This window comes from Microbacterium sp. NPDC096154 (genome assembly GCF_040302945.1).
Taxonomy (GTDB): domain Bacteria; phylum Actinomycetota; class Actinomycetes; order Actinomycetales; family Microbacteriaceae; genus Microbacterium.
Genome location: NZ_JBEOSM010000001.1, coordinates 415,746 through 435,042 on the forward strand (window position 1 = coordinate 415,746; position 19,297 = coordinate 435,042).

General features: G+C 72.7%; 25 protein-coding genes. 7 read left to right on the forward strand and 18 right to left on the reverse strand.

Annotated elements, in window-relative coordinates; genetic code table 11:
• Window positions 1-6: 6 nt before the first annotated feature.
• The 8 genes from dprA to ABTW64_RS02045 all read right to left on the reverse strand — a co-directional run bounded on the left by dprA (window position 7) and on the right by ABTW64_RS02045 (window position 6,399).
• Entirely contained in the window at window positions 7-1,197 is a 1,191-nt protein-coding gene (dprA, locus tag ABTW64_RS02010; RefSeq protein ID WP_350618627.1) for a DNA-processing protein DprA, read from the reverse strand.
• Window positions 1,194-2,717 (reverse strand): YifB family Mg chelatase-like AAA ATPase, encoded by a 1,524-nt coding sequence (locus ABTW64_RS02015; protein ID WP_350618629.1) that lies wholly within the window; start codon window positions 2,715-2,717, stop codon window positions 1,194-1,196. The genes dprA and ABTW64_RS02015 overlap by 4 nt, the downstream gene beginning before the upstream one ends.
• On the reverse strand, window positions 2,714-3,076 hold the full coding sequence (locus ABTW64_RS02020) for a YraN family protein (RefSeq protein WP_350618631.1): 363 nt from the start codon (window positions 3,074-3,076) through the stop codon (window positions 2,714-2,716). The genes ABTW64_RS02015 and ABTW64_RS02020 overlap by 4 nt, the downstream gene beginning before the upstream one ends.
• Window positions 3,077-3,306: 230 nt before the next feature.
• Window positions 3,307-3,633 (reverse strand): DUF2469 domain-containing protein, encoded by a 327-nt coding sequence (locus ABTW64_RS02025; protein WP_134745171.1) that lies wholly within the window; start codon window positions 3,631-3,633, stop codon window positions 3,307-3,309.
• A gap of 63 nt (window positions 3,634-3,696) precedes the next feature.
• Complete coding sequence (gene rnhB / locus ABTW64_RS02030; RefSeq protein WP_350618634.1) at window positions 3,697-4,356, reverse strand: ribonuclease HII; 660 nt, start codon at window positions 4,354-4,356, stop codon at window positions 3,697-3,699.
• The gene (gene lepB / locus ABTW64_RS02035) at window positions 4,356-5,138 is read right to left on the reverse strand and encodes a signal peptidase I (RefSeq protein WP_350618636.1); all 783 of its coding nucleotides are present in this window, start codon (window positions 5,136-5,138) and stop codon (window positions 4,356-4,358) included. The genes rnhB and lepB overlap by 1 nt, the downstream gene beginning before the upstream one ends.
• 175 nt (window positions 5,139-5,313) lie before the next feature.
• Window positions 5,314-5,658 (reverse strand): 50S ribosomal protein L19, encoded by a 345-nt coding sequence (rplS, locus tag ABTW64_RS02040; protein WP_350618638.1) that lies wholly within the window; start codon window positions 5,656-5,658, stop codon window positions 5,314-5,316.
• A gap of 225 nt (window positions 5,659-5,883) precedes the next feature.
• Window positions 5,884-6,399: an MFS transporter permease gene (locus ABTW64_RS02045; RefSeq protein WP_350618640.1), complete on the reverse strand. Its 516-nt coding sequence runs from the start codon at window positions 6,397-6,399 to the stop codon at window positions 5,884-5,886.
• Between the two features lie 108 nt (window positions 6,400-6,507).
• On the opposite strand from ABTW64_RS02045, the gene map reads away from it, so the two are divergent.
• Window positions 6,508-7,290: a type I methionyl aminopeptidase gene (gene map, locus ABTW64_RS02050; protein WP_350618642.1), complete on the forward strand. Its 783-nt coding sequence runs from the start codon at window positions 6,508-6,510 to the stop codon at window positions 7,288-7,290.
• 21 nt (window positions 7,291-7,311) lie between these two features.
• On the opposite strand, the gene moaA is transcribed toward map, so the two are convergent.
• From moaA to modA, 4 genes are all read right to left on the reverse strand, one after another.
• Window positions 7,312-8,382 carry a GTP 3',8-cyclase MoaA gene (gene moaA, locus ABTW64_RS02055; RefSeq protein ID WP_350618644.1) on the reverse strand — a complete coding sequence of 357 codons (1,071 nt, stop codon included), beginning with the start codon at window positions 8,380-8,382 and terminating at the stop codon, window positions 7,312-7,314.
• Between the two features lie 85 nt (window positions 8,383-8,467).
• Window positions 8,468-9,676 carry a sulfate/molybdate ABC transporter ATP-binding protein gene (locus ABTW64_RS02060; RefSeq protein WP_350618646.1) on the reverse strand — a complete coding sequence of 403 codons (1,209 nt, stop codon included), beginning with the start codon at window positions 9,674-9,676 and terminating at the stop codon, window positions 8,468-8,470.
• Window positions 9,673-10,488, reverse strand: coding sequence for an ABC transporter permease (locus ABTW64_RS02065; RefSeq protein ID WP_350618648.1), 816 nt, complete (start codon window positions 10,486-10,488; stop codon window positions 9,673-9,675). Before ABTW64_RS02065 ends, ABTW64_RS02060 begins: the two co-directional genes overlap by 4 nt.
• Before the next feature lie 136 nt (window positions 10,489-10,624).
• Window positions 10,625-11,389 (reverse strand): molybdate ABC transporter substrate-binding protein, encoded by a 765-nt coding sequence (modA, locus tag ABTW64_RS02070; protein WP_350618650.1) that lies wholly within the window; start codon window positions 11,387-11,389, stop codon window positions 10,625-10,627.
• Window positions 11,390-11,473: 84 nt separating this feature from the next.
• On the opposite strand from modA, the gene ABTW64_RS02075 reads away from it, so the two are divergent.
• Genes ABTW64_RS02075 through ABTW64_RS02095 form a run of 5 tightly spaced genes read left to right on the forward strand, consistent with a single transcriptional unit; the run spans window position 11,474 to window position 14,850 of the window.
• Window positions 11,474-12,652, forward strand: coding sequence for a ThiF family adenylyltransferase (locus ABTW64_RS02075; RefSeq protein ID WP_350618652.1), 1,179 nt, complete (start codon window positions 11,474-11,476; stop codon window positions 12,650-12,652).
• The gene (locus tag ABTW64_RS02080) at window positions 12,649-13,881 is read left to right on the forward strand and encodes a molybdopterin molybdotransferase MoeA (protein ID WP_350618654.1); all 1,233 of its coding nucleotides are present in this window, start codon (window positions 12,649-12,651) and stop codon (window positions 13,879-13,881) included. Before ABTW64_RS02075 ends, ABTW64_RS02080 begins: the two co-directional genes overlap by 4 nt.
• Window positions 13,878-14,351 carry a cyclic pyranopterin monophosphate synthase MoaC gene (moaC, locus tag ABTW64_RS02085; RefSeq protein WP_350618656.1) on the forward strand — a complete coding sequence of 158 codons (474 nt, stop codon included), beginning with the start codon at window positions 13,878-13,880 and terminating at the stop codon, window positions 14,349-14,351. The genes ABTW64_RS02080 and moaC overlap by 4 nt, the downstream gene beginning before the upstream one ends.
• Window positions 14,352-14,353: 2 nt before the next feature.
• The gene (locus ABTW64_RS02090; RefSeq protein ID WP_350618658.1) at window positions 14,354-14,620 is read left to right on the forward strand and encodes a DUF6457 domain-containing protein; all 267 of its coding nucleotides are present in this window, start codon (window positions 14,354-14,356) and stop codon (window positions 14,618-14,620) included.
• Window positions 14,617-14,850, forward strand: coding sequence for a MoaD/ThiS family protein (locus ABTW64_RS02095; protein ID WP_350618660.1), 234 nt, complete (start codon window positions 14,617-14,619; stop codon window positions 14,848-14,850). The genes ABTW64_RS02090 and ABTW64_RS02095 overlap by 4 nt, the downstream gene beginning before the upstream one ends.
• A 43-nt stretch (window positions 14,851-14,893) precedes the next feature.
• Here ABTW64_RS02095 and ABTW64_RS02100 read toward each other — a convergent pair whose 3' ends face one another.
• From ABTW64_RS02100 to rpsP, 6 genes are all read right to left on the reverse strand, one after another.
• Window positions 14,894-15,322, reverse strand: coding sequence for a molybdenum cofactor biosynthesis protein MoaE (locus tag ABTW64_RS02100; RefSeq protein ID WP_350618662.1), 429 nt, complete (start codon window positions 15,320-15,322; stop codon window positions 14,894-14,896).
• Window positions 15,322-15,813 carry a MogA/MoaB family molybdenum cofactor biosynthesis protein gene (locus ABTW64_RS02105; RefSeq protein WP_350618664.1) on the reverse strand — a complete coding sequence of 164 codons (492 nt, stop codon included), beginning with the start codon at window positions 15,811-15,813 and terminating at the stop codon, window positions 15,322-15,324. The genes ABTW64_RS02100 and ABTW64_RS02105 overlap by 1 nt, the downstream gene beginning before the upstream one ends.
• Before the next feature lie 82 nt (window positions 15,814-15,895).
• Window positions 15,896-16,576 (reverse strand): tRNA (guanosine(37)-N1)-methyltransferase TrmD, encoded by a 681-nt coding sequence (gene trmD / locus ABTW64_RS02110; protein WP_350618666.1) that lies wholly within the window; start codon window positions 16,574-16,576, stop codon window positions 15,896-15,898.
• 5 nt (window positions 16,577-16,581) lie between these two features.
• Window positions 16,582-17,199, reverse strand: a complete 618-nt coding sequence (gene rimM / locus ABTW64_RS02115) for a ribosome maturation factor RimM (protein ID WP_350618668.1) — start codon at window positions 17,197-17,199, stop codon at window positions 16,582-16,584.
• Complete coding sequence (locus ABTW64_RS02120) at window positions 17,192-17,422, reverse strand: RNA-binding protein (RefSeq protein ID WP_350618670.1); 231 nt, start codon at window positions 17,420-17,422, stop codon at window positions 17,192-17,194. Before ABTW64_RS02120 ends, rimM begins: the two co-directional genes overlap by 8 nt.
• A 2-nt stretch (window positions 17,423-17,424) precedes the next feature.
• A complete protein-coding gene (gene rpsP, locus ABTW64_RS02125; RefSeq protein WP_350618672.1) occupies window positions 17,425-17,844 on the reverse strand; it encodes a 30S ribosomal protein S16 in 420 nt (139 codons plus the stop codon).
• 197 nt (window positions 17,845-18,041) lie between these two features.
• Here rpsP and ABTW64_RS02130 point away from each other — a divergent pair, with 197 nt between their 5' ends.
• The gene (locus ABTW64_RS02130) at window positions 18,042-19,223 is read left to right on the forward strand and encodes a glutamate--cysteine ligase (protein ID WP_350618674.1); all 1,182 of its coding nucleotides are present in this window, start codon (window positions 18,042-18,044) and stop codon (window positions 19,221-19,223) included.
• Window positions 19,224-19,297: the final 74 nt, after the last annotated feature.

The window sequence follows — 19,297 nt, forward strand, 5'->3', positions numbered from 1 at the left end:
GTCCCGTCAGGTGCGCGCGAGACGCCATCCCTCCGCGGATGACTCGATCCGGCCGTCCAGTTCGAGCAGTCCCAGCTGTGCCTGCACATCCGGAAGGGACATCCCGCACCGCTGCGCGATGTCGTCCAGAGCGCGCCACGCGCGCACCGCGAGGGCGTCGAGCACCCGAATGGCTTCGGGCCGCGGCCGGTCGGGACCGGAGCGCTCCTCGCCGGACCAGTCGCCCAGCAGCTCGCGCACGTCCTGGGCGCGCGTGATGCAGGCCGCGTCGAACTCTCGGAGCAGGCGGTGGCACCCCTCCGACGTCGCGCTCGTCACAGGCCCGGGCACCGCGCCGAGCGGCCGGCCGAGCGTGGCCGCGTGCCCCGCCGTGTTGAGCGACCCGCTGCGCCACCCCGCCTCCACCACGACGGTCGCCGCGCTCGCTGCCGCGATGAGTCGGTTGCGCTGGAGGAACCGCCACTTGGTGGGTGTCCCGCCCGAGGGGATCTCGCTCACGATCGCCCCCTGCTCGGCGATCCGCGAGAACAGGTGCGCGTGAGCGGCCGGGTAGACCCGGTCGGCGCCGCCCGCCACGAACGCCACGGTGAGACCCCCGGCGCCGAGCGCGGCGCGGTGTGCGGCGCCGTCGATGCCGTATGCGCCGCCCGACACGATAGGGACGCCCGTGCTCGCGAGCTCTGCCGACAGAGTGCCCGACAGGTGCTCGCCGTAGGGAGTCGCCGCTCGCGCCCCGACGAGAGCGACCGCGCGCTCGAGCCCCGCGACCGCCGCGACCTCGCCGCGGACCCACAGCGCCAGCGGGGCGTGATCTCCCAGGTCGTCCACGCGCGCGGGCCACAGCCTGCACTCGGGGCTGAGCAGCGCGAGGCGCGAGCGCGCCGCGGCCTGCGTGCGGGATGTCAGCAGCGCCACGTCGAGGCGCGGGGCCCAGCGGTCGATCGCGGCGCGCAGCTCGCGAGCCGAGACGTCCGGGATCCCGGGCAGCAGCCCGTCATGGACGGCGCTGTGAACCGCATCGAGCGCACGCGCCGCTCCCAGCAGGCGCACGAGGGCTCCCGCGATCGCATCGCCCGGTTCTGCCAGGGCGGTCCACGCCGCTCGCGCGGCGACGGCTTCTCGGTCGTCCCCCTGCACGGCGACCGATGCCGCCGCCCGCCGGAAGTCCGGGTCGGACAGCAATCCCCCGGCGCTCACGCCGTGACGCCTTTCTTGAGGAACAGCGCCTGTCCCACCTCGACCGCACTCGGCTCATCCCGTCCCGCGAGGTCGGCCAGCGTCCAGGCCACGCGCAGGATGCGGTCATAGCCGCGCAGAGTGATCGCACCGCGCTGCAGCGCCGCCTCGAGCACGCGCCGCGCCTCGGGCGACACAGGGCGTGGGCCCTGGCGCAGCCAGGCGCCGGGGACCTCCGCGTTGAGCCGCCACGGCGTCTCGCGCAATCTGAACGCAGCGCGTTCACGCGCCGCGGCGACACGTTCCCGCGCCCGCGCGGTGGTCACGGGCGGGGACGCGTCGTGCTGCGAAGACGCGACGCGCTGCAGGCGCAGGTCGATGTCCATGCGATCCAGGAGGGGCCCCGAGAGCTTGGACAGGTAGCGGCGCACGACGCTCGGCGCGCAGACGCACGTGCCGCCCCGCACACCGTACTCGCCGCACGGACACGGGTTCGTCGCGAGCACGAGCTGGAACCGGGCGGGGAACTCCGCGCGGAACCCCGCCCGATGGATCTCGATGCGCCCCTGCTCGAGCGGCTGCCGCAGGGCGTCGAGCACGCCGCCAGGCGCTTCGGCCGCCTCGTCGACGAACAGCACGCCCCGGCTCGCCCGCGCGATCGCACCCGGTCGCGCGGTGCGCGACCCGCCGCCCACGAGCGAGGCGATCGTGGCCGAGTGATGCGGCGCCTCGAACGGCGGCGTCCGGTCGAGCGCCGTGACGGGTTCCCCCGCCAGCGAGCGGAGCGATGCGACCTCCAGAGCCGCGGCGTCGTCGAGCGGCGGAAGGATGCCCGGCAGCCGACGGGCGAGCATGGTCTTGCCCGCCCCGGGCGGCCCCGACATCAGCAGGTGATGGCCGCCGGCGGCGGCCGCGATGAGCGCCTCGACCGCAGCAGGCTGCCCGACGATCTCCGACAGGTCCAACCTGTTGTCGGCGCGGGCGCTCGCCGCCTCTCCCGGAACGGGTTCGACATCCGGCACCTCGATGTCGGCGCCGTGCCACCGCGCGACCTCGGCGAGCGACACCGCGCCGATCACCTCGATGCCGGGCACGAGCCGCGCCTCGTCCGCGTTGGCGTGAGGAACCACGAAGCGCTCGAACCCGCGACTCGCCGCCGCGTGCACCGCGGGCAGCACGCCGGGCACCGGCCTCAGTCGCCCGTCGAGGCCGAGCTCGCCGATGTGCACGGTGCGCGCGAGGGACTCCGGCAGCACGAAGCCGTCGATCGCGAGCGACGCCACCGCGATCGCGACGTCGAAGCCCGTGCCCTGTTTGGGCAGGCCGGCGGGAGACAGGTTCACCGTCACGCGACGGTCGGGCAGGCGCATGTCGCTGTTCTCGCACGCGTTCATCACGCGCCGCTGCGCTTCGCCCAGCGCCTTGTCGCCAAGGCCGATGATGCGGAACTCCGGCTTCTGCGCCGTGATGTCGGCCTCGACCTCGACCAGCTCGCCCCTCAGCCCCGTGAGCGCGACGGCCCACGTGCGCGAGACCCTCATCGCAGGTCCTCCAGGTGCTCGAGGGCTCCGGTGTGCGGGTCACGGCCGATGATCGCGATCGCGTCGACGCTGATCCGACGTCGGCGGGCCTCATGCGGATGCGCCGCGGACCAGGCGAGTGCGACCCGCCACATCCGGTCGAGCTTGCGATCGTCGATCGCGGCGAAGGGGTGCCCGTACGCCGTGCCGCTGCGCGTCTTCACCTCCACCGCCACCAGTCGCGCGCCGCGCGCCGCCACGATGTCGATCTCCCCCTCGCCGCAGCGCCAGTTGCGGTCCAGGACGTCGTAGCCCCGCTCCGTCAGGTAGGCGGCGGCGCGGTCCTCCCCCGCCCGTCCGAGCTCATCCTTGCGTGCCATGTCTCGAGCGTGGCCGCCCGCGGACGCCGCGACCGGCCTCGGTGCGTCCGGTGGACGGGAATCGTCGGGATCGCCGGCTGTGGACGGTCCGCGAAGCCCGCCGTGCGTCGCTCGAGCTGGACGAGGTCAGGCAGTCGATCGAGCAGGTGCGGCCGCTGCTGTCGGGGACACGCGGCGCTTCGGCTTCGACATCGTCGGTCCGGCGCTTCGCGACCGACCGCCGGTGCGGCCTACTTGCCGTCGAGCGAGAGCTCTTCGGGCAGCTGGAAGTCGCGGCGGGAGAGCTCTTCGATGTTGACGTCCTTGAACGTCAGCACCCGCACCGACTTCACGAACCGGTCGGCGCGGTAGATGTCCCACACCCAGACGTCGGTCATGGTGAGCTCGAAGTAGAAGTCGTGCTCGGTGTCGTGCCGCACGACGCTCACGTCGTTGGCGAGATAGAAGCGCCGCTCCGTCTCGATCACGTACTGGAACTGCGAGACGACGTCGCGGTACTCCCGGTACAGCGCGAGCTCGAGTTCGCGGTCGTAGTCGTCGAAGACCTCGTCATCCATGGTGAGTCCATCCTATGGCCGCCGAAGACACCGCCGGCGCCACGCCGGCCCGGCCGCGCCGCGTCAGAAGAGCGTGGGCGCGTCGGCGATCGCCCACGACCGCCGGTGATGGGCGCTCAGGCCCAGCTCGCGGATCGCCGCCCGATGCACAGGGCTCGCGTAGCCCTTGTTGCTGTGCCACTCGTAGGCCGGATGCTCGTCGTGCAGCGCCACCATCCGCGCGTCCCGCGCAACCTTGGCGATGACCGAGGCCGCAGATGCCGACGCGCAGTCGCGGTCGGCCTTGATCACCGGACGCACCGTCAGGCCCGCAGCGCCCGCGGGGCTGATGTAGTCGTAGTTGCCGTCGAGCAGCACGATCCCGGCCGCGGGGGCGAAGCCGCGCTCCTCGAGCGCCGCGAGCGCGCGGATGGCCGCGAGCCCGAGGGCCCGCATGATGCCGACCTCGTCGATCTCCTCGGCCTCCGCCCATCCGATCGCACTGGCCCGCACCCATCCAGCCGCGCGCTCCGCGACATCCGCCCGCTTCGGCTCTGGCACGAGCTTCGAGTCGCGCAAACCCGCGGGCACCCGACGCCGGGCCGACGCCGCGTCGACCACGGATGCGCCGACGGCGACCGGCCCCGCCAGCGCGCCGCGCCCCACCTCGTCGCACGCGAACACGTAGGGCGACTCGCGCAGCAGCCTGCGCTCGAGACTGAGAGTCGGAACCGCGACGGCCATCAGCCCGCGGCCTCCTCCGCATCCGGCACGCCCGCGAACACCTCGTGGTGCCCGTCCACGGCGCCGAACCGGTCGAACGGCCACGTGCGCAGGAACACCTTGCCCACGACATGGTCGAGAGGCACGAAGCCGTCTCCGGGCTGATCGGTGTTGTACCGCGAGTCGCGCGAGAGATTGCGGTTGTCCCCCAGCACCCACAGCGCACCCGCCGGCACCGTGACGTCGAACGGGTCCTTGGAGGCCTCGGAGCTGCCCGGGGGAAGCTTGATGTAGCCCATCTCGTCGATGGGCACGTCGTTGACCGTGATCTGCCCCAGGGCATTGCAGCACACGACGTGGTCGCCGGGCAGACCGACGATGCGCTTGACCAGGTGGTCGTCGGAGTCGGACGCCGACAGCCCCACGAGGCTGAGCAGCCAGTCGACACCGGCCTCGAGCGGCGTGTGCTGGGGCTGCGGCACGGGGTCGAGCCAGCCGCCCGGATCCTGGAACACGACCACGTCGCCGCGCGAGTAGCCGGCCCAGTCGGGCGTGATCTCGTCGACCAGGATGCGGTCGTCGACGATCAGCGTGTCCTCCATCGACGCAGACGGGATGAAGAACGAGCGCACCACAAAGGTCTTCACCAGGAACGACACCAGGACCGCGATCACCACGATCACGACCACGTCCCGCAGGAAGGACAGCCACCCCCGGGAGCGACGCGGCGCGGTGGCCTCGGACGCCTCGCGTCGGCCACGACGATACAGGGGTGCCGCCGAGGCGGAGGAGTCGGTGCTCATGGGTTCCTTAGACTGCTGCGCGCCGATGCTGGGCGCTCCCTCCAGGGTCGCATATCCCGGCGCGAGGGACGCGCGGCCCGCCGATGGGCGGCAGACCTCAGCCGCAACCCGCGCCCAACGCACGGAACCCCGCGACCGAAGCGGTCGCGGGGTTCCGTGGACGAGAGCGCTGGACTCAGCCGCGCTTCTCCTTGATCTTCGCCTTCTTGCCGCGCAGGTTGCGCAGGTAGTAGAGCTTGGCGCGGCGCACGTCACCGCGCGTGACGACCTCGATGTGGTCGATCACGGGCGAGTGCACGGGGAAGGTGCGCTCCACGCCCACCTGGAAGCTGATCTTGCGGACCGTGAAGGTCTCGCGCACGCCGTCGCCCTGACGAGCGATGACGACGCCCTGGAACACCTGGATGCGCGAGCGGTTGCCCTCGATGATGTTCACGTGCACCTTGACGGTGTCGCCGGGAGCGAAGGCGGGGATGTCCGAGCGGAGCGAGGCCGCGTCGACGACGTCGAGGATGTGCATGTCTGATCACTTCCTGCGGCCGTCACAGGTCGACCGCGCTGAGTTCTGAGAATTGGTCTGTGTCGTGCTGTGAGGTCATGCGACCCTCGGCTCCCCTGTGACAGAGCGGCGAAGCGGGGGCAGCGACGGCTGCACCGACCACGGCACAAGGATCCATTATGCCACGCGCGTGGGGTCCGTCCAAACCAGCGCCGCGGGAGCGCCGGGGCTGATCCCGCGCCGGGATCAGCGGTCTGGGCGGTCGTCCTCGCGCAGCACGATCACGGGGTGCCGCTGGGCGGACGCGCCGGCCGGCCACGAGGCACCGTGGCGGCCTTCCTCACGCAGCGTGCGCTGCGCGTCGGCCGTGGCGTCGCGCAGCAGTCGCGAGGGCGACACCTCGCGCCACAGCTGCCACAGCTGCAGCCACAGTACGGCCAGCGCACTCGCGATCGCCGCGGTCAGGGTCAGGCCGAACCAGCCCTCGTCGAAGAACCCGACGACGATCGTCAGCACATGCCATGTGCCGAAGCCGGCGACGTCGAGCCACGAGACGGCTCCGCTCCGCCGCACCGAGGGACGCGCGCGGTTGAGGAGGGTGAACGCCACCTGCGCGACGAGCACGGAGGGCAGTGCCATGAAGAGCACCCAGAGGAAGGCCCATCCCCCGGCATCCGAGATGCCCCACCCGATCAGCAGCCACAACGGCAGCACGAAGGCGGCGGGCCAGAGCCACCGGGAGAAGATGCGACGCAGCGCCATGACGCGATCGTATGCCCGTGGCAGGTGCCGATCGCGCCGGCGAACGCGATCCACAAGGAAGGCACAGGGGCCGATCAGCGACAATGGGACGCGAGCGAGAGGACACTCATGATCGAACTGCGCACCCCGGCCGAGATCGAGCAGATGCGGCCCGCCGGCCGGTTCGTCGCGGAGACGCTCGCGACGCTGCGCGAGGAGACGAAGGTCGGCACCAACCTGCTGGCCATCGACCGCCGCGCGCACGACCTCATCCGCAAGGCCGGCGCCGAGTCGTGCTACATCGACTACCACCCGTCGTTCGGCGCGAGCCCGTTCGGCAAGGTGATCTGCACCTCGGTGAACGACGCGGTGCTGCACGGCCTGCCCCACGACTACGCCCTGCGCGACGGCGATCTGGTGACTCTGGACTTCGCGGTGTCGGTCGACGGCTGGGTCGCCGACTCGGCCCTGTCCTTCGTGGCGGGCACGCCTCGCGATGAGGACCTGAAGCTGATCGAGACCACGGAGCGCGCGCTCGACGCCGCGATTCGAGCCGCGACGGTGGGCCACCGCGTCGGCGATGTCTCGGCCGCGATCGCGGACGTCGCCCGCGGCGAGGGCCTGAGCATCAACACCGACTTCGGCGGCCACGGCGTGGGCCGCATCATGCACGGTGACCCGCACATCCCCAACGACGGACGCCCGGGCCGCGGCTTCCCGCTCAAGCCCGGCCTCGTCGTGGCGATCGAGCCGTGGTTCCTGCAGACCACCGACGAGCTCGTGACCGACCCCGACGGCTGGACGCTGCGCAGCGCCGACGGATCTCGCGGAGCCCACTCCGAGCACACGATCGCGATCACGGAGGACGGCCCCATCGTGCTGACAGACCGGAGCTTCCTCGGCGTGAGGTGAGCCGACGACCGCGAGGCGCGGTCATCCGCCGATCGCGTTCATCCCCCGCGCGGGCTGCAGGAACGTCGGGTCGTCGATCGCGTGGCCCGGCAGCTTGCGCAGGATGCATCCGCGCATCATGGCGTCGACGTCGCGATCGATGTCATCCGAGTCGCCCCTCAGGATGGGCAGCAGGTCGAACTCGGTGGTGGAGAACAGGCAGTTGCGCAGCTGCCCGTCGGCGGTGAGCCGGAGGCGATCGCACGCGCCGCAGAACGGTGCGGTGACCGATGCGATCACCCCCACGCGATGAGGTCCGTCGTCGAGCACCCACGTCTCGGCCGGAGCTCCCCCACGGCCTTCGACGGGTGTCAGCCGCCACCGCCGGGACAGCGTGGCGAGGATCTCGTCGCGCGTCACCATGCGCTCTCGCGACCACGTGTGACCCGCGTCGAGCGGCATCTGCTCGATGAACCGCAGCTGCGCGTCGTGCGCGACCGCGAATTCGACGAGATCGACCAGCTCGTCGTCGTTGACGTCGCGCATCGCCACGGCGTTCAGCTTGAGCGGCTTCAAACCGGAGGCCGCCGCCGCGGCGATGCCGTCCAGCACGTCGTCGAGGCGATCGCGCCGGGTCAGGTCGCGAAAGCGATCGCGCCGCAGCGTGTCGATCGAGATGTTGAGGCGCGACAGACCGGCCTCCACCAGCTCGGGCAGCGCTTCCCGGAGCCGGATGCCGTTGGTCGTCATCGCGATCTGCACCGCCCCGCCGTCTGGACCCCGTATGGCGGAGAGCCTGCGCACGACCTCGACGATGTCGGTGCGCAGCAGCGGCTCCCCGCCCGTGAGACGGAACGTCGTGATGCCCGCGGCCGCCGCGACGCGGGCGATGCGCTCGATCTCGTCGAGCGTGAGGATGCTCGTCTTCGCGAGCCACTCGTTGCCCTGCTCGGGCATGCAGTAGGTGCAGCGCAGCGAGCACCGGTCGGTGAGCGAGATGCGCAGATCGCGGTGCACCCGCCCGAAGGTGTCGACGAGAGCGCCCGAAGAGCGCTCGGCCGCCGGCGCACCCGCGACGGGGCGCGCGCCGATCACGACCGGAACGGCCGTCATCCGTCGCACCCTCGCCTCATCCGTCCAGCCTACGGGCGGCTGATCGCGCGAGGGCCGCGGATCCCGCAGGACGGCGGCGCACGCGTCAGGCGCCCGGCATCAGCCGCACGTCGCCCGGGTCGATCGCGAGCCGCACGGGGTCGCCGGGGGCGAGGGCGAGGGCGGCGAGCTGCGCCGCCGGAACGTCGACGATCACGTCGGGCGTGGCGGTGTGAACGCGCGCGCCGCCGGGCGTGGGCTCCAGCCGCTCCACGCGGGCCAGCCACTCTCCCACCGGCTGGGGGCTCTCGCGGGCCACGCGCAGGGCGCCGGTCCAGGTGCTCTCGGAGGCGCGCGCGAGGCGAACGTCCGCCGGCCGGAACACCGCGACGAGATCCGCCTGATCGGGTTCGGACGACTCCTCGGCAGCGGCGAGGCGCACATCGCCGTCGACGCCACGGGCACGCCAGAGCCCGGCGTCACGCACGCCGTGCACGCGATTGAGCCCCGCGACGGCCGCGACGAACCTCGTGGCGGGGGTCTCGAGCACACGCCGCACCGCCCCGCGCTGCGTGACCCGCCCGTTCTCGATCACGACGACGCTGCGCGCGAGCGCCGCCGCGTCGAACGCGTCGTGCGTGACGACGAGTGCGGTGGTGCGCGTCGCGGAGAGCTGCTCGCGCAGCACCGCACGGATGCCGGAAGCCGTCTCGGCGTCGAGGCCGGTGAGCGGCTCGTCGAGCAGCAGCAGCCGCGGGGCGACGGCCAGCGCGCGGGCCAGAGCCACGCGCTGCTGCTGCCCGCCCGACAGCTCACGCGGTCGGTGATCGCCGGAGCCCGACAGGCCGACGCGCCACAGCCACTCGTCCGCCAACTGGCGCGCACGAGCCTTCGCCATGCGCCGCACCCGCAGGCCGAAGGCGACGTTGTCGCGCACCGAGAGATGCGGGAACAGCCGGGCGTCCTGTCCGAGCAGCACGACTCCGCGTCTCGCGGCCGACGGATGTCGCCGCCGGGTGATCACCGTGCCGTCACCCAGCCGGATGCTCCCCGATGTCAGGCGCACCGTCCCCGCGATCGCGCCGAGCAGGGTCGACTTGCCCGCCCCGCTCGGACCCATCACGGCGGTCACCTCGCCCTGCGGCACCGTCACCTCGGTCTCGAGACGGAACCCACCCCGTTGCACCGTCACGTCCGCGGCCAGCGCCACGCCGTCGGCGAGCGGCGCATCCGAGCTCGCCGACTCCTTGCTCCCCCGACGGTCCCGCCGACCCGCGGGCCGCCCGGCCGGGATCGCGGAGGCGCCGGGCGTCATCCCACGCTCCCGGGCCGCCACGCGCGCACGAGCAGCAGCACCGCGACGGCGGTGACGAGCAGCAGCAGCGACAGTGCGACAGCCGGCCCCTGCCCGACGCCGGCGCCGTTGAAAGCCGTGTAGATGGCCAGCGGCATGGTCTGCGTGACCCCCGGACTGTTGCCCGCGAACAGGGCGGTCGCCCCGAACTCCCCGACCGCGCGCGCGAAGCACAGCACGAGTCCCGCCACGAGCCCGGGACCGGCCAGCGGCAGCGTGATGCGCCAGAGCGTGGCCCATCTCCCCGCGCCGAGCGATGCCGCCGTGCTCTCGTAGTCGACGCCGACCGCGCGCACGGCGCCCTCCACGGCCAGCACCAGGAACGGGAGCGCGACGAACACCTGGGCGATGACGACCGCCGCGGTCGTGAACGGCAGCGCGACGCCCGTCTGCTGCAGCCACGCGCCGACGGGGCCGGTGCGGCCGAACAGATACAGCAGCGCCACGCCGCCGACCATCGGGGGCAGCACGAGTGGCACTGTCACCAGCACGCGCAGGATGGCCGCCAGCCACGGCTGCGATCGGGCGATCACGATCGCCAGCGGCAGACCGAGGAGCAGACACGCGCCCGTCGCGATCAGCCCGGTCACCAGCGAGAGCGCAAGAGCGTCGATCGCCGCGGGTGCCGTGACATCAGACCACAGCGACGACCAGTCGGCCCGGGCGACGAGCCCCCCGAGCGGCACCACCAGCAGCGCGAGCCCCAGGATGGCCGGCAGTGCCAGGATGCGCGGCAGATTGCCCCGCGTCGTCTCACGGTCGTCACGGCGCACGTGGCCCATCGTCCTCCCTCACACCTCTCCGGCCGCTCGCGGGTCTCGCGGCACGCCATCGATCTTGGCGTGCCCACGTGTCGTGCGCACGTCGGCTCCCCTCACCGGCGACCGCCCGCGGCGGCGCACAATCGTGTCACGGCGCTGCGAAGCCATGCTCGGCGAGGATGCGCTGGCCCGCTTCCCCCACCACGAAGTCGATGAAGGCCTGCGCCGCCTCCGGTTCGCTCGCCGCGCGCAGCGACGCAATGGGGTACCGGTTGATCACGTCCGCCGCCCCCTCGGCCGAGACGCTGTCGACGCCGCGGTCGTCCACCGCATCCGTGCGGTAGACCAGGCCGGCATCGACCTCGCCCGCCGCCACCTTCGCGACGACGGCGCCCACGTTCTGCTCCCAGCTCACCGGCCGCACGTCGACGCCCTGTCGACCGAGCAGCGCGCGGCTCGCGGATCCGCATGGCACCTCGGGTGCGCACAGCACCACCTTCGCATCGGAGCGGGCCAGATCGGCGAGCCGGCGCACGCCGGCGGGGTTTCCCGGGGGCACGGCGATGACGAGCGTGTTGGCGGCGAAGATCCGCGGCACGTGCACGAGGTCCGCCACACGCCCCATGGTCGCCTCGTCCGCGCTCGCGAAGACGTCGGCTGGAGCACCCTCGGCCAGCTGCGTGGCGAGCACCTGCGACCCGTCCAGCACGAGGGGGCGCACATCCACGTGCGCATGTGAGCGCTCGAAGGCCGATGCGATCTCGTCGAATGCGGGGCCGAGCGATGCGGCCGCGTAGACGGTGAGCTCACGCGTGGCGCCGTCGTCCTCCTCCGACCGCGCTGCGCAGCCGGGGAGGCAGACTGCGGCGGCGATCGTCAGCGCGAGGACGACCATCGGGCGGGAGGCGCGCATACGCCGATCCTGTCATCCCGCGCGCCGAACACGACCTCCACCTCAGCCGGTGCCCCTGTCGACGACCCGCCGTAGGCTGGCCGCATGTCCGAGCGCCTCCCCCTTCCCCCGCTCGTGGAGCCCGCCGCCCGGCTCACGCCTGCCGAGCGCGAGCGCACCGCCCGGCACCACGTGCTGGCGCCCTTCGGCGAGCTGGGCCAGCGCCGCCTCTCCGCCGCGCGCGTCGCCATCGTCGGGGCCGGAGGACTCGGCTCGCCGGCCGTGCTGGCACTGGCCGCAGCCGGCGTGGGCAGCCTGACGGTGATCGACGACGACGTCGTGGAGGCGTCGAACCTCCAGCGGCAGCTCATGCATCGGGTGGCCGACGTCGGTGCGCCGAAGGTGCGCAGCGCCGCCCGGGCCGCGTCCGACCTGGCGCCGGAGGCGACCGTGCATGCGGTGCAGGCGCGCCTGACGGCCGCGAACGCCGAGCGTCTGCTCGCCGGCGCCGACGTCGTGCTCGACGGCAGCGACACGTTCGAGACGCGGGAGGCGGTCGCCGCCGCGTGCGACCGCCTCGGGGTGCCGCTGGTGTGGGGCACGGTGCAGGGCTTCGATGCGCAGGTCACCGTCTTCTGGTCCTCGCCGCCGGTGGGTCGGCCGGTGCGCCTGAGCGACCTCTACCCCTCCGGAAGCGCGGGGGACGTGCCCACGTGCGCTGAGGTGGGCGTGCTCGGCTCGCTCTGCCTGCAGGTGGGGTCGATCATGGCGACCCAGGCCATCCTGCTGATCGCGGGCATCGGCGATCCCCTCCTGGGCCGCATCCTCGTGATCGACGGCCTGCGGGCGCGGCAGGCCGAGGTGCCGCTGCGGCCGTCGGAGGCCGAATCGCCGCGCGCTGCGACGCAGCCGCCTGCGGCTGCCGCCGCACCCGCCGCCAGGCGCATCGGGACGGCCGACCTCGCGCGCGTGCTGCACGGCGATGCCGCTCCGCTCGTGGTCGACGTGCGCGAGGACGACGAGGTGGCGTCGGGGACGCTCGAAGGCGCGCTGCACCTGCGGCTCGGCGACATCCGCGCCGACCCTGCGGCCGCTGCCCGCGTCGTGACCGACGCGGCGCACGGCCGGCCCGTCGCCGTGGTGTGCCACGCCGGGCGACGCTCGGCCGAGGCGGCCGCCCTGCTCGGCGCGGAGGGTGTCGACGCGGCGACGGTCGACGGCGGCATGCTCGCCTGGCGCGGCCCGGTCGTGCGGCCCGCAGCAGCATCGCGGGTGCCCGCGTGAGCGTCCTGCGCACCGTCGAGCAGCAGCTCGCCGAGGTGCTGGGACGGGTGTCGCCGACGGGGGCGGTGCCGCTGTCGCTTGCCGGTGCGGCCGGCCTCACGCTCGCCGAACCCGTGCGTGCGCGGGTCGACGTGCCGGTCTTCGACAACTCGGCCATGGACGGATTCGCGGTGCGCTTCTCCGACGTCGCCGGCGCCTCCGCCGAGCGGCCCGTCACTCTGCGCGTGGTGGCCGATCTGCCCGCGGGCACCTCGCACGACCCGGCACTCGCGCCGGGCGAGGCGGCTCGGATCATGACCGGATCCGCCCTGCCGACCGACGCCGACACGATCGTGCCGTTCGAGGACACGCGCGGAGGTCTCGCCGACTCCCTCGAGGTCGCGACTGTGCTCCGTCCCCCGAAGGCGGCGGGCGCACACGTCCGCCGACGCGGCGAGGATCTCGGTGCGGGATCCGTGGTGCTTCCGGCCGGCACGGCGCTCGGGCCGCTGCAGCTGTCCGCCGCCGCCGCCACGGGGATCGACCGTGTGGTGGTCGCCCGTCCGCCGCGCGTGCTCGTCGTCTCCACCGGCAGTGAGCTCGTCGAGCCCGGCGCCGAGCTGGAGCGCGGGCAGATCCCCGAGTCGAACTCCGCGCTGCTCGCGGGGCTCGTGCGCGCGACAGGTGCCGAACTGCTGCGCGTGGCCTGCGTGTCGGACGACCCCGACGATCTGCGCAGCGTGCTGGCCGAGATCGACGACGCCGACGTCGTGATCACCTCGGGAGGCGTCAGCGCCGGGGCGTATGAGCCGGTGAAGAGCGCTCTGAGCGGCGAGATCGCGTTCACGAAGGTCGCGATGCAGCCCGGCAAGCCGCAGGCGTTCGGCCGGCTCTCGGACGGGCCCCTCCTGTTCGGACTGCCCGGCAATCCCGTCAGCGTCGCGGTGTCGTTCGAGGCCTTCGTGCGGCCTGCACTGCTGGCGATGCAGGGTCGCGCCGAACTCTTCCGCCCCGTCCTGCGCCTGCCCGCCGGCGCGGGGTGGCGCACGCCGCCCGGGCGGCGCCAGTACCTGCCCGCCGCCATCGATCGCAGCGATCCCGCCCGCTGGACGGTCCGCCCGGCGACGCGGGGCGGATCCGGCTCGCACCTCGCCGCCGGGCTCGCATACGCAGAGGCCTACGCCGTGGTCCCCGCCGACGTCGAGGCGGTCGCCGAGGGGGATCTCGTGGATGTCATGCTGATGTCATGAGCTTCACCCACCTCGACTCGTCCGGTCACGCGCGCATGGTCGACGTGACCGAGAAGCAGCCCACCGTGCGCTCGGCCACGGCACGCGGCTTCGTCCAGGTCGCGCCCAAGACCGTCGCCGCGCTGCGCGACGGCTCCGTCCCGAAGGGCGACGTGCTCGCGGTCGCGCGCATCGCGGGCATCCAGGGTGCGAAGAAGTGCGCCGACCTGTTGCCGCTCGCCCACGTCATCGGCGTGCACGGGGCCACGGTCGACCTCGCCGTCGAAGACGCGGGCGTCGCGATCGAGGCCACCGTGCGAACCGCCGACCGCACGGGGGTCGAGATGGAGGCCCTCACCGCGGTCACGATCGCGGCGCTGTCGGTCGTCGACATGGTCAAGGGCATGGATCGCTCGGCCCGCATCGAGAACGCGTGCATCGTGGCGAAGACCGGCGGGCGCAGCGGCTCGTGGACGCGGACGGAGGACTGAGGATGTCGGATCGCACGCTGCCTCCGGAGGCGCTGGACGAATGGACACGCGCCGCGTGCGAGCGGCTGGGGCTCGATTCGGCCGAGATCTCGATCCCCCTCATCCTGGATCTCGCCCGCGACGTCGCGCACGGCGTGGCCCGGCCTGCTGCGCCGCTGACGGCGTTCCTGGCGGGCCTGGCCGCCGGTCGCGCGGGCGGGTCGCCTGCCGACATCGAGCGCGCCGTCGCCGAGGTCGTCGAGCTCGCCAGCACCTGGAGCGCAGCATGACGCGCGTGCGGTACTTCGCGGCGGCCGAGGACGCGGCGGGCCGCGCCGAGGAGCAGCGAGGCGAGGCGACCCTGGGAGAGCTGCGCACCGCGCTCGCGAGCGAGTACCCCGGCCTCGGGGGCATCCTGCCGCGGTGCGCCGTGCTCGTGGACGGCGAACGACGCGACGACGACGCCCCCCTGGCCGGCGCGCAGACCGTGGATGTGCTGCCGCCCTTCGCAGGGGGGTGAGGCGCGACGGCGCGTCAGCCGGGCACGCTGCGGGAGCGGGCTCCTAGCCCCCGATACCCTTCCATTCCGCAGTGCCGTCGGCCTCGATCTGGCGCTTCCACACCGGCAGCTCGCGCTTGATGTCCTCGATGACGACGCGGCACGCCTCGAACGCCTCGGCGCGGTGCGCCGCCGCAACCGCGATCACCACCGCGGCCTCGCCCACCGCCAGCCGCCCGGTCCTGTGGCTCACGGCCACGATCGCGCCGTGCGCGGAGGCCGCGCGCTCGGCGATCCTGTGCAGCGCCGTCTCCGCCTCGGGGTGAGCCGTGTACTCGAGGGCGGTCACGACGCCCGACGCATCCGGGTCGTGGTCCCGCACACGCCCCACGAACGACGTCTCGGCGCCCATGCGGGGGTCGTCGATCGCCGCGACGTGCTCGTCGAGCGCGATCGGGGCATCCGAGATCCGGGCGATCCTGACGTCCGCCATCAGTGGTCCTCGCCCGCGAGCTGCGACACGACGTGCTTGGCGACCGACAGCACGACGGGCATGCCGCTGCGGACGGCCGCCGGTGAGCCGGGCAGGTTGACGATCAGCGCACCGCGCGCGACGCCCGCCAGGCCGCGCGACAGCATGCCGGCAGGTTTCTCGGCGGCGCCGATGCGGCGCAGCTCCTCCGCCACTCCGGGGATCTCGCGCTCGAGCACGGCACGTGTGCCTTCGGGCGTCTCGTCGCGCGGGCCCAGTCCCGTGCCGCCCGTCGTCACGATGACGTGGGCGCCGGCGGCGATCATCGCGATCAGCGCTCGCTCGACGCTCTCGGCGCCATCCGGCACCACCACCGCGTCGTCGCAGTCGAAGCCGCCGACGCGCAGCGCGGCGACGGCCTCGGGGCCCGACAGGTCTTCGCGCTCGCCACGCGATGACCGGTCGCTCACCGTGATGACGGCCGCGCGGAGGGGGAAACCGGGATCGTCCATGGCACGAGTCTAGGGAGCCGCGCGCCCGCGGGCGCCGCGTCGGCTCCGGGCGAGCGCCTGACCCGGCGCAGGAGCATCGGCCTCAGTCGCCCAGCAGATCGGGGCGGCGCTCGCGCGTGCGTGCGATGCTCTGCTCCCGCCGCCACGCCGCGACGGCGCCGTGGTTGCCGCTCAGCAGCACCGGGGGCACCTCGAGGCCCCGCCAGACCGCGGGCTTGGTGTAGATGGGGTACTCGAGCAGACCGTCCTCGTGCGACTCCTCGAGCAGGCTCTCGGGATTGCCCATGAATCCTGGGATGAGCCGCGTGACCGCCTCGATCATCGCCATCGACGCGACCTCGCCGCCGTTGAGCACGTAGTCGCCGATGCTGACCAGGCGCACGCGCCCCCGCGACGCGTAGTGGTCGATCACGCGCTGGTCGATGCCCTCGTAACGGCCGCACGCGAAGACGAGCTGGGCCTCCTGCGCGAGCTCGCGCGCCAGCGGCTGCCGGAACACCTCGCCCGACGGCGTCGGAACCACGAGCACGGCATCGGGACCCAGGATCTCGTCGAGCGCCTCACCCCACGGCTCGGGCTTCATCACCATGCCGGCGCCGCCGCCGTAGGGCGTGTCATCCACCGTGCGATGACGATCGTGCGTCCAGTCGCGCAGGTCATGCACGCGCAGGTCGAGCAGGCCCTTCTCGCGGGCCTTGCCGATCAGCGAGACGTCCAGGACGTCGAAGAAGGCCGGGAAGATCGTGACGATGTCGATCCGCACGGCGTTCAGTCCTCGGAAGCGGGCTGCTCCGCTTCGGCGTCGCCCGATGCGGGCGTCTCGCCCTCCGCCTCGGGCAGCTCCTCGAACAGTCCGGCGGGCGGGGTCACGACGACGCGGCCGCCCTCGATGTCGACCTCGGGGACGATCGCGGCGACGAACGGCACGAGCACCTCGTCGTCGCCCGTCTTGACTACGAGCAGGTCCTGGGCCGGGAAGTGGTCGACGCGGGCGACGCGTCCGACGACGGAGCCGTCTCGGACGACATCCAGGCCCACCAGCTGATGGTCGTACCAGGCATCGGGCTCGGCGGGCGCATCCTCGTCCTCGTCGATCCACAGGATGGCGCGCACCAGCGTCTCCGCCGCGGTGCGGTCGTCGACGCCCTCGAAGAAGACCACGGGGTGCTGGTTCATCCAGCGGAACTCGCGCACCGTGATGGTCTTGCGGTGCCACTGCGAGTGCTCCGGCACCTGAAGAGTGAAGGCGGCCCCGGGCGCGAAACGGCGGTCGGGGTCGTCGGTGTACAGCTCGAGCTTGAGGGCGCCCTTGAGCCCGTGGGCCTTGACGAGACGGCCGACGCGGAGCTGGTTCCTGGCGGGCTTCGCTGCGGTCACGTCAGTCATCCGCGACGTCGACGCGCACGCGCTTGCCGTCGGCCAGCGCGGCGACCAGCGTGCGCAGGGCCTTCGCGGTACGGCCGCCGCGCCCGATGACCCGGCCACGGTCGTCGGCGTGGACGTGCACTTCCAGCACATCCCCCCGGGACGACGTGGACGAGTCGATGCGCACGTCGTCCGGGTGATCCACGATCCCCTTGACGATGTGCTCGAGCGCGGCGGCCAGCACGATTACTCGGCGGCCTCGGCCTCAGCGGCCTCGGCGGGCGCCTCGGCCTCAGCAGGGGCCTCGGCCTTCTTCTCGACCTTGGGCTTGACGACCGACTTCTTCGAGGAGTCGGCCACGTAGCCCGACTTCTCCTCGCGCGTCTTCAGGGTGCTCTTCGCGCCCTTCTCGCCCTTGAAGGTGCCCCAGTCGCCCGTGATCTTGAGGATGGCGCGCACCTGCTCGGTGGGCTGGGCGCCGACCGACAACCAGTACTGCGCACGCTCCGAGTCGACCTCGATGAACGAGGGCTCCTCGGTGGGGTGGTACTTGCCGATCTCCTCGATCACGCGACCATCGCGCTTGGTGCGCGAGTCGGCGACGACGATGCGGTAGTACGGCGCGCGGATCTTGCCCAGGCGCTTCAGACGGATCTTGACAGCCACGATTCTCCTGAATGGTGTGGAAACGAGACGAACCAGTCGCCAGGTAGTGGGGTTGCACACCGGCGGAAGCTCAAAGAGGAGGACGCGGGGCGCTGGATAGAGGGTCGAGCACCCGGTCCGACCCTCCATTCTGCCAGATGACCCGGCCAGTCGCGAACCGCTTGCCGCTGGCGTGGCGAGCCGCCCACACTGAGCGGATGACAGTTCCGTTCGCGCCATCCGCCCGTTCCTCCGTCGGCATCGAGTGGGAGCTCATGCTCGCCGACGGCCAGACCGGCGACCTCGTCGGGCGCGCCCCCGAGATCATGCCCGCCCTGGAAGAGGCCACCGCGCTCGAGCGCCACACCGTGACCGCCGAGCTGCTCACCAACACCGTGGAGGTCACGAGCGGCGTGGGCGACACGGTGGCCGCTGCGGTGGACGACATCTCGGATGCGATCGACGCCGTGCGCACCCAGACCGACCCGCTCGGCATCGAGCTGATGTGCGCGGGCAGCCACCCGTTCGCGCGCTGGTACGACCAGCAGGTGACCGACAAGACCCGCTACGAGAAGCTCATCGAGCGCACCCAGTGGTGGGGACGCAACATGATGATCTGGGGCATCCACGTGCATGTGGGGATCGAGGACGTCAACAAGGTGTTCCCCATCATCCACGCGCTGACGGGCTACATCCCCCACCTCCAGGCGCTGTCCGCCTCGAGCCCCTTCTGGGCGGGCGAGCGCACGGGCTACGCGTCGAACCGCGCCCTGGTCTTCCAGCAGCTGCCCACCACGGGCCTGCCCTGGCAGCTCAGCACCTGGGCCGAGTACGAGGCCTACCTCGACGACATGGAGCGCACGGGCGTGATCGCCGACTCGACGGAGGTGCGCTGGGACATCCGCCCCGCGCCGCGCTGGGGCACGATCGAGATCCGCGCATGCGACGGCATGTCGACCCTGCCCGAGCTCGCGGCGGTGGCCTCGCTCGTGCAGACGCTGGTCGAGTCGTTCTCGCGGGAGCTCGACGAGGGACGGGAGCTCGTCGCGCTGCAGCCCTGGTACACCCGCGAGAACAAGTGGCGCGCGGCCCGCTACGGCCTCGATGCCGACGTGATCGTCGGCCGGGACGGCACGCAGGTGCCGGTGCGCGAGCACCTGCGTGAGACGTTCGAGCGACTGGAGCCCCTCGCGGCTGAGCTCAAGTGCGCCAAGGAGTTCGCGGAGCTGAGCGCCATCCTCGATCGCGGCGCGAGCTACCAGCGCCAGGTCGCCGTCGCCGAGGCGGCCGACGGCGACCTCCGCGAGGTCGCGCGCTCGCTCATCCGCGAGTTCCGCAACGGCCCCACGCTGCGCGAGCATGTCGGCCTCGGACGCCTGGAGGCCCCCCGCCCCATCTGACCCGCGCCGTCTCGTGCACAGGCCGCGGCAGAGGACGAAGAACGGCGCGAGGCTGAGGAGAACGTCGGATGAGC